Genomic DNA, 12,831 nt, shown 5'->3' with positions numbered 1-12,831 from the left:
GCGTATGACGGGCTTTCGTGCAACGGTCGTCGTCGACGAACCGGGGAACTGCCCGGTCGCTCGCGTCTCCGCGTGCGCCGACGAGTCGGTCGATTCCGTCTCCCGATCGTCGAAACCGACGGCCGACGGAACGGTCGTCGAGGAGTTCGGCATCGACGCGGACGCCTCGATCGACGGAGATCACGACGTCGAGCTAACGCCGGTCCAATCGAACGATCGTGAGGCGATCTACCGATTCGAACGCGACAGCACCGCCGGCTGTGCCTGCGAAATCGTCGAGACGACGGGAACGCCGGTCTCATCGGTGCGCGCCCAGGCCGGTACGTTACTGATTTCGTTTCGCACCCTCGAACTCGCCGAGATCGCCGAGATCGTCGACGAGCTGCGCGAACAGTTCGAGGGGGTCATCGTGGAGGAACTCTCGCAGAACCACGACGACGTCTCGGCCGATCCGGTCATCGTCGACCGGAACCACCTCACGACTCGACAGCGGGAGATCGTCGAGACGGCCCACGAGATGGGCTATTTCGACTATCCAAAGGGTGCGAACGCGACCGACGTCGCCGAGGAGCTCGGCGTCGCCCGCTCGACGTTCACCGAGCACCTGGCGGCGGCCCAGACGAAGCTGATGGACGCGATCCTCGACGCGGAGCGGCCCCAGGAGTGACGGCCACACGCCAGTAACGCTTTGGCCGTCGGCCGTTTTTTCGCGGACATGGACGTCATTCACACTGCGTTGTGGGTCTCGGACATCGAACGAACGCGCGAGTTCTACGTCGACGCGCTCGGTCTCACCGAGAACTGGTCGTTCACCGGCGACGACGGCGTCGAAAACGTCTACATCGGCGGCGACAACGCGGAGTTCCAGTTCAAGTACGATCCAGAGGGCGGTCCCGACATCGATTCGGGGACGATGGCACACGTCGCGGTCGGCGTCGACAGCACCGACGAGACCGTCGAGCGACTGGTCGAGCGCGTCGATCCACCGATCGAAACGGCACCGACGACGATGGACGACCTCGGCCTCCGCGTCGCGTTCGTCGAAGATCCCGACGGTTACGTCGTCGAGCTCGTCGAAGAGGTCGAGTGAGCGAACCGACGGACAGTCGGTGGTCGGCGACGGTCGCGTCGCTACGTGTCGGAGCTGTCGGTCGCAGCGGGGATCGCGACCGGTGGCGGTGTTCGGACGACGTATACGAGGAGTCCGGCGGCGATCGTCACGACGGCGGCCAGAAAGAGCCAGGCGGTTCGATAGCCGGCCGCATCGGCGAAATAGCCGAACGCGGGTGGCGCGACGAGCGCGCCGCTGGTGAGCGCGAGCTGGCCACCCGCGGTCGCACCCCCCATCTCGTCGGCCCGCACGAGCGTCGCCATGACGGAGTAGTAGACGCCGGTGTACCCGAGAACGAAAAACCCGAGGACGGAAAACGCGATCGCGGCGCCGCGTTCGCCCGTCGTCGCTGCGACCACGACGAACATGGCCGCACTGCCGAGCGACTGGGCAATGAGCACCAGCCCGATCCTGACGCGGGGCTCGCCGGGCAGCACGTCGCTCAGCCAGCCGGTCAGGACGCGGCCGACGCTGCCGAACACTTGGACGAGCGCGAGGACGATCCCGCCGAACGCGACGGACGCACCGATCGATTCCTCGACGTACAGGACCGTGTAGCCGGTGGTCGTAAACAGGGCCGCGCCGAGAAAGAGGCCGGCGGTCGTCAACGCGACGTACGACCGGTTCGCGAGCAACGCGCGAAAATCGGGATAACCGTCCGTGCCGCCTCCGCTAGCGCTCGAGTAGGCCAGATAGAAGCCGACGGCGACGAGCGACCCGACGCCAGCAGCGACGAGGAAGCCGGCCTGCCAGAACAGAACACCCGCGAGGCCGGTGATCAGGAGCGCGCTGATGCCGCTGCCGCCGGTGACGCCGACCTGTTTGATGCCCATCGCGAGGTTCTGACGGCCCGGATCGATGTTGTCGAAGACCACCTTGTTCGTGCCGGGGATCGCGGTTCCGTACATCGATCCCAGAACGAACACCGCCGCGAGCAACAGCGCATACGTCGGCGCGCCTGCGACCAGCACGGTCCCCGTTGCGAGCCCGACGAGGCCCAGCGTCAGCGTCAGGCGTTCGCCGAATCGATCCGTCAGCGCGCCGAGTGGCAACAGGAAGACGGCGTAGCCCAGCGTCAGCGTGGTGACCACGAGTCCGACCGCGAATCGAGAGAGTCCGAACGCGTCGCGAAAAAACGGCGTCGCGGCGAACACCGCGTAGTAACAGATGCTCGCGGCGATCTGCCACGTCGTGACGAGTCCCACTGTCCGCCAGTCCGACCTGTCCATCGATCACTGATCTTTGGCAAACGGGTATCAAAAGCGTGCTGCTCTCGAGGGGCAGGCGGCAGCGACGGCGCTCGAGCGTCGCTGTCGACCCGAACCGCTCACTCGAAGTCCGCGAGTGTCGGCCGCTCTATGTCGCCCGGGAACGCGTCGACAGGGACCTGTATCTGATCGCCCGACTCCATGTCCTTGATCGTCACCTCGTCGTTTTCGAGGTCCTGTTCGCCGGCGATGACGACCGTCTCGGCGTTGATCGAGTCGGCGTAGTTCAGTTGCGCGCCGAAGGAGCGCCCTGCGATGTCGGTCTCGACGACGTGGCCCCGGTCGCGCAGCGCACGGGTGATTCGAGCCGCCTCCGAGCGTGTGTCGCCGATCTGGAGAACGTAGTAGTCTGTCGTCACTTCCTCCTCGGGCCAGACGCCGGCCCGCTGGAGCAACAGCGACAGCGTCGCGTGGCCGGGTGCGACGCCGACCGCAGGCGTCGGCTGGCCGCCGAAGCTCTCGATCAGATCGTCGTAGCGGCCACCACCGAAGATCGACCGGGAGACCTCGCCAGCGGAGTCGAAACACTCGAAGACGACGCCCGTGTAGTAGTCCAGTCCGCGGGCCGTCTCGAGCGAAATCGTACAGTACTCGCGTGCGCCGAAGTCCTCGGCGGCTGCAAGCACGTTCTGGAGGTTCTCGACGGCCGCGGTCACGCGCTCGGTATCGGCGAAGGATTCGACTGCCTCGAGGTCGCCCTTGGCGATGAGGTCGGCGAACTCGGCGGCCTGGTCGGCCGAGAGCCCGGCGTCGATCAACAGGTCGTGATACTCAGCCTGGGAGATCTTGTCGGACTTGTCGACTGCGCGGATCGCCGCCTCGGTGTCGACGTCAGCGTCGTAGCTCTCGAGGATGCCCCCGAGAATGTCGCGGTGGGAGATGCGGAACTCGAAGTGCTCGCCGGTGAGCCCGAGGCCGGTCATCGCGTCGGCGGCCCACGCAAGGATCTCGGCGTCGGCTTCGGGTTCCGAGGAGCCGAAGATGTCGACGTTGGTCTGGTAGAACTCCCGGTAGCGGCCCTGCTGGACCTGCTCGTAGCGCCAGAACGGCCGCGTCGAGAACCACTTGATCGGCTTCGACAGTTCCTGTTGTTTCGCGACGACCATCCGGGCGACCGTCGGCGTCAGTTCCGGCGTCAGCGTGACGTGGCGGCCGCTCTGGTCCTCGAACGCGTAGAGTTCGTCGACGATCTCGTCGCCGCTCTTGTCGGTCCACATCTCAGCGCGCTCTAAGGCCGGCGTGCCGATCTCGCGGAAGCCGTATTCGCGGGCCGTCTCCTCCAGCACGTCGGTCGTCGCCCGCCGTGAAGACATCTCGCCAGGGTAGAAGTCACGAAACCCCTTGATCCGGTCGTACATGACCACTCGTTGGGCGACGACGACCTTCTATTCTTTCGTTCGGCGACGGCTGAGAAACGTCACCGAACGTTCGTCACGGAAGTCTGATCGTGATCGGGGAAGTACTCCGCGATCGCCCCCGTCCCCTCTTGTTCGGCGATGAGCGCTCGGAGTTCGGCCTCGTAATCTGCCCTGTCGATCTGCTCGCTGGGACCGGCGGTCACGTCCAGTCGTGCTTCGACCAACCGGTCGACGGCAGATCGACCGAAGCCCGACAGCGGCGCGATGTAGTCGACGCCGTGGCGGTCCTCCAAGCTCTGAGCCTGGGCCCGCGAGACCGTCGGGACGCGGTCGTCTCGGCGGGTGCCGTCGGCGATCGCGTCGAACTCGCGGGTCGCGAGTCGCTCGAGGGCGTGTTTGTGGACCAGCTGAATGCCGTTGCGGGGAAAGCCGTCCTCGCGGATCAGATCGACGGCTTCGTGGGCGACGTCGGGATCGCACTCGAGTCGGTCGAACTCGAATCCGACCGTCTCGGCCGTCTCGCGGGCGTGTTTCCAGTCATCGCTGATGCCGAAGTGGGCCGTCACCAGTGTGACATCATAGAACTCCTCGAGCAAGAGCGCTGCCAGCGTCGAATCCTTGCCGCCGCTGTAGAGCAGTCCGAGCTCCATCACCGGCGCTGGATGTCGAAGCTCTTGGAGTCGGGCTTGAGCTCTTTGAGGAGCTGTTTCATCTTGTCGTCGTCGATTTTCCCCTGGATGCGGCCGCTCCGGGCAAGGGTGACGACCTGGCGCTCGACCTGCTCGCCGAACTGAGGTTTGCTCATCTTGACCGTGTTGAGCCGTTTGCGGGCGTCGTCGGTCAGATACTGGCGCAGCAGCGCGTTCTTCTGGGCTTCGGCCTGTTGCTGTGCGGCCTCCTGGCCGCCCTCGCCCTGGGACTCGGCGCGGTCCTGTAGCTGCTCCATTTTTTTCTGTCGGAGCTCCTCGAGTCGTTCGTCGTCGGGTGAGCCACTCATAGCTGTGTTTCAATTATCCCGCAGGCGGGAAAATGATTACGGACGCGGGAGAGCGATGGCTCTCGGCGGTGAAACCGGCACGAAAACGATCCCGTGATACGGACTCCTATCAGTCATTTCCGGCGCACCCGCGACACGTCCTGCGAGTGCGCCGGTAACCAGCGATAGCAGACCGTATGAATTACGCGTAGCGCTCGAGTTCCGGACGGTCGAGCTCTTCGAGGACTTCGCCGGCAGTGTCGTCGAGCAGACTCTGTCCCTCGGCAGTGACGCGGCGGCCCTCACCCTCGGCGGTCTCGACGAGGTCTTCCTCTTCGAGTTGCTGGAGGATGGTCCGAATGAGGTTCTTCGAGCCGTCGGCGCGCTTGTCGGGGGCGACCTGATAGCGGTTGGAGCCGCCTTTCGCGCCGCCGTACTCCGTCGAGAGTCGCTCGACGCCGACGGGACCGCGGTCGGCGACCTTGCGCAGGAGGCTTGCAGCGCGAGTGGCCCAGAAGCCCTCCTGTTCCGGTGGCAGTTCCTTGTCGACGCCAGTCTTGGCGAAGTTACCCCAGTCCGGTTCCTCGAGTCGATCCGCGAGATCGTCGGCGAGCGCCTCGATGAGGTCGTCCGCCGGAACGTCGTACATCGTAGCCATTGGCGTGTGGTTCCCGTCGGCGGCATTTAAGAGCATCGTATCGCGGCAGCGCCGCGTCGGCCCGGACCGTTTTTCGCACTCGAGTCGAAACGGATGGTATGGACGAACGAGCCGCCCTGGCACTGCTCGATGGGGAACTCGAGGCTGCCGGGGACGACGCCGCCGTCGTCGACGGACTGGTCGTAACGACGGACATGCTCCACGAGCGGACGGACTTTCCCGCGGGCACGACTCGGTATACAGCCGGCTGGCGCGCCGTCGGCGCGTCCCTGTCGGATATCGCCGCGATGGGTGCCGAGCCGACGGCTGCGGTCGCCGCGTACGCTGCCCCCACGTTCGACCGCGACGAACTGCTCGCGTTCGTTCGTGGCGCAAGCGACGTCTGCGAGCTGGTCGGGACCGAGTACGTCGGCGGCGATCTGGACGGCCACGACGAATTCACTGTGGCGACGACCGTGATCGGCCGGACAGACGACCCCGTTCGCAGACGCGGCGCACGACCCGGCGACGTCGTCTGCGTGACCGGCACGCTCGGCCGGAGCGGGGCCGCACTCGAGTACTTCGAGCGCGCGACCGGTGATGACGATGACCACCTCGAGCGGGCGAACGACCTATTTCAGTTCACGCCACGGATCGCGGCCGGCCGGGCGCTTGCGCCCCACGCGACCGCGATGATGGACTCGAGCGACGGACTCGCCCGCTCGCTCCACCAGCTCGCGGAGGCCAGCGACTGCGGGTTCGCGATCGAATCCGACCGGATCCCGATCGCCGACGCCGTCCGCGACGTCACCGATGGCGACGACGAGGCGCTCGAGCTCGCGACGACCTTCGGCGAGGACTTCGAACTCGTCGCGACGCTTCCCGAGGACGCGCTGTCGGCGGTCCGAGCGGCGACCGACGTCTCACTGTCGGTGATCGGCTCGGTCCGCGCGGCCGACGACGGCCTCACCATCGACGGCGAGGCGCTCGCGGATCGCGGCTACACGCACGGATAGGCAAAACCCGATCAGCCAACGATCATGACTGGTACCGGCATAAAACAGAGCAGTCCGAGGCCGAACGTGACGGTCCCAAGGACGAATCGACCTCGTCCGAGTCGCTCGTCTTGAACTGGTGTGGCCGGCCCTTTCGAGGCGAGCACTGCCGTCAACACTCCCCAGAGGATCCAGACGAACACCGTGTTCACGCTGTAGCCGTCGATGTAGTAGAGGTACGCGGCGAGTGCGAACAACACGCCCGGAACCAGTGCCGCGATCGTTTCCTGGAAGTCGCCAGCCATCGCCCGGAGGATGTGGCCGCCGTCGAGCTGGCCCACCGGAATCAGATTGAGGAAGGTGACGAACATCCCGACCCACGCGCCGATGACGACCGGGTTCACCCCGGTCGCCGGATCGTCACGGTACAGCGGCTGGTCGAACCCCGCGGCGAGCAACTCGAGCAAGGGTGGATAGCCCAGCTCGATCCGGATCGAGTTGGGATCCTGGACGATCGCCTCGGGGACGGTCACAGGCGGGAGATGCAACCCGATCACCGTCACGACGACCGTCGCGACCAGCCCGGCCAACGGACCGGCAGCGCCGATGTCGAACAACGCTTTCCGGTCGGGCATCCGACCTTTTAAGGTGATGATCGCCCCCATCGTCCCGATGAGCGTCGGCACCGGGATGAAGTAGGGCAGCGAGGCGTCGACCTGGTGGTAGCGGCTCATGACGTAGTGGCCCATCTCGTGGACGCCGAGCACGCCCAGAATAGCCGCGGTAAACGGCCAGGCCTGCCAGATCACGGTCGGATCGGCGAACGGGTCGAGCTGGTACCAGAACGAGCCCGCAAACAGCGTCGAACACACCGTCAACAGGAGCAACACGATGTTCGTCCACGGAATCCCGTCGACGCCGACGGTCGTCGGCTCGGCGACTAGCGCGTACTCGCCGTGCCGACGCTCGAGTGTCGCGTCGTACCCGCGCTCGCGAAACGCCGGCCAGAGCTCTCGCATCACCCGCTCGGGGTGAGCCAGTGGATCACCGTAGTAGACGACCTGTCCGTCCTCGCGACGAACCTCGTAGACCGCAAACACCGATTCGATCCGATCGATCGGCGGCCCGTCCTCGAGCGAGCGACCGCCGCGACTCGCCGTCTCGAATCCGGACCGATCGATGTCGTCCATCACACGTGGTTCACCCTCGTCGGGTATAAATCGACTGCCGTCGGCAGGGGTATCCGTTTCCGCGCCGTCGGGTCTGGAACGTGCGGTCAGTCGGCGACCGACAAGGCCCTCTGCGGTCACAGCCCGCGAACGAGTACGTCTGTACGGGTCGCATGACTCACACCGAGAGAAATGGAGAACGAGCGGGGACGGTCAGTCAAACGATCCGATCTCGGCGGTCAAAGCGTGTTAGGCGGGTGCGACGCGCCACGTCGTCGCACTCGTGTACGACCACTTTTCGATCTCGAGATCGGAGACGGAGCCGGAGAGCTTGGCCATCAGCGCGCCGATCTCTTTGGGAGACATGCCGACATCGTCTGCGATGAACTTGCCTTTGAAGTACAGCTCGCCGTCGTCTTCGGCACGTTCGCGCAGATAGCGTTTCAGGCGGCTTTCCTTGCTTTCCGTGGAGGGGTGGGCAGTCGTGCTCATCGACGTTCACTACTTGTGGCCGATAGCTGTTATAAAGGAAGGATAATTAGCCACGTTTCGATTGTGTTCAGTTATCCGGGGGGTAAGAGCTGCTTCAGCCCTCGATAAAGAACTTTTAATAAACAGACGAGATCGCTCGAGACGTTTTAAAACAGCTGCTAACATATTATCTCGCTTGCGACGATCACGAGTCCGATACTATCTCCTTTCGATATTGTTTCGATATTTCAGCAGTCTCGATAAACGAATGTAACGGTCAGGATCGTTCGTGGACCCAGAACTCGTCCTCGACGGTGACCTCCTTTTTGAACAGCGGCACTTCGTCTTTCAGACGATTGATCCCGTCTTCGACGGTCCGGAACGCCTCCTCGCGGTGGCCGGCGAGCACGACCACGAAGACGATGTCCTCGCCGTCCTCGACGATCCCGGTTCGATGGTAGAGTTCGACGTCGAAAACGCCGTCTCGCGTCTCGAGGTCGGTTTCGAGAGCAGTCATCCGCTCGTCGGCGACGCCCTCGTACTTCTCGAACTCGAGGTACTGGGTCCGCGCGTCGTCGTCGCTGTCTTTTGCACGGACCCGACCGGTGAAAGTCGCGATCGCGCCAGCGCGGTCGGCTCGTGGCGACCGTTTGAGACGTGCCACCAGCGACTCGAGCGTCTCGTGGGGTTCAGCCGACTCGAGGGCCGTCACGAGGGTCGCGAGCTCGAGGTCGCCGGGGCTGTCGACAGTCGCGATCGTTCTCTCGTCCGTCTCGTCGTCAGTGTCGGGCGAGCCGACGACGACCGACGGATACTGCAGCGATGGGACACCGACGACGACTGCGTAGTCACAGTCCGCCGCGAGGCGATCAAGTGCATCGCCGACGGACAGCCCCGTCCCCGAGGCGGTCCAGTCGCCGTCGACACCGAGATCGTAGGTCACGTCGCCGCCGACCGTAGTAATGTCCTCACCGAAGGTGATCGATTCGCGTGCGTCGGTTCCGTCGGCGATCGTCGCGTCGTACCTGACGACGCCGACCCGCCCGCGGTCGGCGAGCCGATCGACGATCCGATCGACGACCGCCTCGAGCGCGTCGCGGTCAGCTCCCGCGTCCCGGACACCGAGTACGTACATATCCGAGACATGGTCGGCTCAGGGTTTGTAGCTATCGCCGGCTGGCAGAGACAGGACCCGGGCCAGGTGTGAAACCTTTGCACGCTGCCACCGAAGCCACGGCTATGCCCCTTCGACTCGGTTTCACGGGCGACGTCATGCTCGGGCGAGTCGTCAACGACCGCCAGCGCCGCCGCTCCGTCGACGCAGTGTGGGGAACCGTCCTCGAGCGCCTGCGCGGCCTCGACGGGCTGGTGATCAACCTCGAGTGCTGTCTCTCGACGCGCGGCCAGCAGTGGCAGCGCACCTACCGGCCGTTTCACTTCCGGGCCGATCCTGACTGGGCGATTCCGGCACTCGAGCACGCCGGTGTCGACGTCTGTACGCTGGCGAACAACCACATCCTCGACTACGAGGAGGTGGCCCTGCGGGACACGCTCGAGGCACTCGACGAGGCCGGAATCGCGCGTACAGGTGCCGGCGAGACGATCGACGAGGCGCTCGAGCCGGCGGTTCGGACGATCGGCGATACCGACACGAGCGACGACGACCTCGAAATCGCAGTGATCGGGTTGACCGACAACACGCCGGAGTACGCCGCCGACGAGGAGTCCCCCGGAACGGGCTGGATCGAGATTGATGCCGACGACGCGGAGATGCGAGAGCGCGTCCGGGAAACTCTCGAGCGCGCACGCGAGACGAACCCCGACCTGCTGGTCGCCTCGCTGCACTGGGGGCCGAACATGGTCACGGAGCCACCCGAGTCGTTTCAGGCGTTCGGCCGCTGGCTGATCGAGGAAGGTGTCGACATCGTGCACGGCCACAGCGCCCACGTCTTCCAGGCGATCGAGGTCCACGAGGGACGGCCGATCATCTACGACGCCGGGGATTTCGTCGACGACTACCGTGTCGACCCCGAGTTGCGAAACGACCGGAGTTTCCTGTTCGTCCTCTCGGTGACGCCCGACGGCGACCCGCTCGAGCTCCGGTTGCACCCGACCGAGATAGAGGACTGTGCAGTCGACGAGGCGAGTTCGGAGGCGGCCGAGTGGGCTCGCGAGCGGATGCGTAATCTCTCGGCCCCGTTCGGGACCGAATTCGATCGGGACGGCGACGCGCTCGTCCTGTCGCTCGAGTCGTAGTCGGACGCCGGTTGGTCGGGCGAGTCGTCGAACTCGAGTCAGCGCTCGAGGGGTGTGTCACCATGCCGTCCGGGCAGTTGGCAACCCTTAAGATAGCAACTCCGCTACACCGGGGTAGTATGAAAGTGGTCGTCTCCATCGGCGGAAGCGTCCTCGTGCCCGAACCCGGGGCGGACCGGGTGGCCGAGCACGCGGCCGTCATCGAAGACCTCGTCGACGAGGGCTGTCGGATCGGTGCCGTCGTCGGGGGTGGCGGTGTCGCTCGCGAGTACATCTCGGCTGCACGGAACCTCGGGGCGAACGAGATCGAACTCGACCAGTTGGGAATCGACGTCACGCGGCTCAACGCGCGGCTGCTCATCGCCGCGCTGAGCGAAGAATCCGTGACCGCGCCCGCGCTGGATTACGAGGAGGCCAGCGAGGCGCTCCGTCGCGACGACATCTGCGTCATGGGCGGGGTCGCACCGGCCCAGACGACTGACGCCGTCGGGGCCGCCCTCGCGGAGTACATCGACGCCGACCTGCTCGTCTATGCCACGAGCGTCCCTGGCGTCTACAGCGCCGATCCCAACGAGGATGAGGATGCGATCAAATACGACGAACTCTCCGCGACCGAACTCGTCGACGTCATCGCCGGCTTAGAGATGAACGCCGGAGCCTCCGCGCCGGTCGACCTGCTGGCGGCGAAGATCATCGAGCGCTCGGGAATGCGGACGATCGTCCTCGACGGCACCGACCCCGACCGGATCGCACGCGCCGTTCGCCACGGGGAACACGGCGGCACTGACATCCTTCCCGACGGCGCCGGCGCGGAACCGACCTACTGGGCGAGCGACGAGCAATGACGACCGACGGCGACGCGGACGAGACTACGAGCGACGCGCCGGACTCGGAGGCGATCAGCCCCTACACCCTCCAGCGAGAGGAGGCAAGCGAGACGCGGCATGCTTTCTGGGCCGACACCGTTGCTGATCGTGTCGAGGAGCGGAATCCCGAGGAGCCGATCGTGATCAAGGGCGGAATTTCGCCCTCGGGCGTGCCCCATCTGGGTAACGTCAACGAGATCATGCGCGGCTACTACGTCGCCGAGGTGCTGCGCGACCGCGGTTACGAAGTCCGACAGGTCTTCACCGCCGACGACCGCGACCCCCTCCGGGGGCTGCCCCGGACCCTCTGTGACTTGGAGGGGAACCTTGTCGATCTCGGCGAGGTCGATGCCGGCGCCCTCGGTCGGAACCTCGGTGCGCCCTACACCGACATTCCGGACCCCTTCGGCTGCTGTGACTCCTACGGCGACCACTTCGCGACGATCATTCAGGACAGCGCCGACACCGTCGACGTGCCGATCGAGCTGGTCTCGAACACCGAACTGTACGAGTCCGGCGACTTCGAGGACGTTACCCGCTTCGTCCTCGAGCACCAGGATCGCGCCCGCGAGGTCCTCTCGCAGTACCAGGACAAGGTCGACGAGGACTACGTTCCTTTTAATCCGATCTGCGAGGAGTGTGGCAAGGTCACGGAGACGGTCACGAGTGTCGACGTCGACGCCGGAACCGTCGACTACCGCTGTACCGACATGGACGCCGGCGACCAGACCATCGATGGCTGCGGTCACGAGGGCACCGCCACGCTGCGCGAGGGCAAACTCCCATGGCGTTTCGAATGGCCCGCCCAGTGGCAACTGCTCGGTGTCGACTTCGAACCCTTCGGCAAGGACCACGCCGAAGGTTCCTGGCCCAGCGGCCAAGACGTCGCCCGCAACGTCCTCGAGATCGAGCCGCCGGTGCCGATGGTCTACGAGTGGTTCACCCTCGAGGGCGAGCCCTTCTCCTCGTCAGCTGGCAACGTCATCCTCGTCTCGGACGTCCTCGAACTGTTAGAGCCTGAAGTCCTGCGCTATTTCTTCGCGAAGGACCCCTCGAAGGCCCGGGACTTCAGCATCGAACGCTTAGATCAGCTGGTCGACGAGTTCGACCGGCTCGAGGCGATCTACTTCGGCGAGGTCGAGGCCGACGAAGACGAGGCGGCCTTCGCCGAGCGTGTCTACCCCTTCGTGGTCGATGAGCCACGAGAAGAGCGGATTCGGCTGCCCTACACCTTCGCCGCGGTGCTCGGGATGACCGACGACCCTGACCTGCGCGAAGAGATCGCTCGTCGTGAGGGACACATCCCCGACGACGCGCCCGAATGGGCCGTCGAGGGGGCCCTAAAGCGGGTCGAACAGGCCCGCAACTGGGCGCGCCGGACCGGCAACGAGTTCGATTACGAGCTCAAGCGCAGCGAGATTCCGGCTCACGACTTCGACGCGGAGACCGAAGCCGCGCTCGCGGAACTGGCCGACTTCATCGAAGAGGGCCACGAGCCCGACGAGATTCAAGGCGAGATCTACGAGACCGCAAAACGCCACGACGTCGACGTCGGCGACTTCTTCGGGGCTGGCTACCGGCTGTTCTTCGACGAAGACCAGGGGCCGAAGCTCGGTCCGTTCCTCGCAAAAGTCGACCGGGAATTCGTCGTCGATCGGCTCCGGCGCGAACGCTGAGCCAGTCTGACGACGGCACCACCATCGATCTGTCCACCAGTCCGACTG

General features: G+C 65.2%; 14 protein-coding genes. 6 read left to right on the top strand and 8 right to left on the bottom strand.

Translation table 11 applies throughout. The annotated features are described in order from the left end of the window. Positions 1–4 precede the first annotated feature (4 nt). The gene (locus ACFR99_RS07180; protein ID WP_390285786.1) at positions 5–667 is read left to right on the top strand and encodes a helix-turn-helix domain-containing protein; all 663 of its coding nucleotides are present in this window, start codon (positions 5–7) and stop codon (positions 665–667) included. Between the two features lie 48 nt (positions 668–715). Then, positions 716–1,090: a VOC family protein gene (locus ACFR99_RS07175; RefSeq protein ID WP_390285784.1), complete on the top strand. Its 375-nt coding sequence runs from the start codon at positions 716–718 to the stop codon at positions 1,088–1,090. A gap of 41 nt (positions 1,091–1,131) precedes the next feature. Here ACFR99_RS07175 and ACFR99_RS07170 read toward each other — a convergent pair whose 3' ends face one another. The 5 genes from ACFR99_RS07170 to ACFR99_RS07150 form a co-directional block, all read right to left on the bottom strand. Further along, positions 1,132–2,340 (bottom strand): MFS transporter, encoded by a 1,209-nt coding sequence (locus tag ACFR99_RS07170; RefSeq protein ID WP_390285782.1) that lies wholly within the window; start codon positions 2,338–2,340, stop codon positions 1,132–1,134. 98 nt (positions 2,341–2,438) lie between these two features. Continuing rightward, complete coding sequence (gene hisS / locus ACFR99_RS07165) at positions 2,439–3,737, bottom strand: histidine--tRNA ligase (protein WP_390285780.1); 1,299 nt, start codon at positions 3,735–3,737, stop codon at positions 2,439–2,441. A gap of 59 nt (positions 3,738–3,796) precedes the next feature. Next, on the bottom strand, positions 3,797–4,387 hold the full coding sequence (locus ACFR99_RS07160; RefSeq protein ID WP_390285778.1) for a DUF7411 family protein: 591 nt from the start codon (positions 4,385–4,387) through the stop codon (positions 3,797–3,799). Beyond that, a complete protein-coding gene (locus ACFR99_RS07155; RefSeq protein WP_390285776.1) occupies positions 4,387–4,734 on the bottom strand; it encodes a DNA-binding protein in 348 nt (115 codons plus the stop codon). Before ACFR99_RS07155 ends, ACFR99_RS07160 begins: the two co-directional genes overlap by 1 nt. 181 nt (positions 4,735–4,915) lie before the next feature. Further along, the gene (locus tag ACFR99_RS07150) at positions 4,916–5,371 is read right to left on the bottom strand and encodes a 30S ribosomal protein S19e (RefSeq protein ID WP_390285774.1); all 456 of its coding nucleotides are present in this window, start codon (positions 5,369–5,371) and stop codon (positions 4,916–4,918) included. Between the two features lie 98 nt (positions 5,372–5,469). Here ACFR99_RS07150 and thiL point away from each other — a divergent pair, with 98 nt between their 5' ends. Then, entirely contained in the window at positions 5,470–6,366 is an 897-nt protein-coding gene (gene thiL / locus ACFR99_RS07145; protein WP_390285772.1) for a thiamine-phosphate kinase, read from the top strand. Positions 6,367–6,377: 11 nt separating this feature from the next. Here thiL and ACFR99_RS07140 read toward each other — a convergent pair whose 3' ends face one another. The 3 genes from ACFR99_RS07140 to ACFR99_RS07130 all read right to left on the bottom strand — a co-directional run bounded on the left by ACFR99_RS07140 (position 6,378) and on the right by ACFR99_RS07130 (position 9,120). Then, a complete protein-coding gene (locus tag ACFR99_RS07140; protein ID WP_390285770.1) occupies positions 6,378–7,535 on the bottom strand; it encodes a site-2 protease family protein in 1,158 nt (385 codons plus the stop codon). 228 nt (positions 7,536–7,763) lie between these two features. Continuing rightward, positions 7,764–8,006, bottom strand: a complete 243-nt coding sequence (locus tag ACFR99_RS07135) for a DUF7123 family protein (protein ID WP_008010849.1) — start codon at positions 8,004–8,006, stop codon at positions 7,764–7,766. Between the two features lie 256 nt (positions 8,007–8,262). Further along, positions 8,263–9,120 carry a molybdopterin synthase gene (locus tag ACFR99_RS07130; protein ID WP_390285768.1) on the bottom strand — a complete coding sequence of 286 codons (858 nt, stop codon included), beginning with the start codon at positions 9,118–9,120 and terminating at the stop codon, positions 8,263–8,265. A gap of 104 nt (positions 9,121–9,224) precedes the next feature. On the opposite strand from ACFR99_RS07130, the gene ACFR99_RS07125 reads away from it, so the two are divergent. The 3 genes from ACFR99_RS07125 (at position 9,225) to lysS (ending at position 12,783) form a co-directional block, all read left to right on the top strand. Beyond that, entirely contained in the window at positions 9,225–10,241 is a 1,017-nt protein-coding gene (locus ACFR99_RS07125) for a CapA family protein (RefSeq protein WP_390285766.1), read from the top strand. 119 nt (positions 10,242–10,360) lie between these two features. Further along, entirely contained in the window at positions 10,361–11,086 is a 726-nt protein-coding gene (gene pyrH, locus ACFR99_RS07120; protein WP_390285764.1) for a UMP kinase, read from the top strand. Next, complete coding sequence (lysS, locus tag ACFR99_RS07115) at positions 11,083–12,783, top strand: lysine--tRNA ligase (protein WP_390285762.1); 1,701 nt, start codon at positions 11,083–11,085, stop codon at positions 12,781–12,783. The genes pyrH and lysS overlap by 4 nt, the downstream gene beginning before the upstream one ends. The last annotated feature ends 48 nt before the right edge of the window (positions 12,784–12,831 follow it).

The organism is Haloarchaeobius amylolyticus, from assembly GCF_042678045.1.
GTDB classification, from domain to species: Archaea; Halobacteriota; Halobacteria; order Halobacteriales; family Natrialbaceae; genus Natrinema; species Natrinema amylolyticus_A.
The sequence above is the reverse complement of the archived record's forward strand: the minus strand, read 5'-3'. Positions and strand labels throughout refer to the sequence as shown.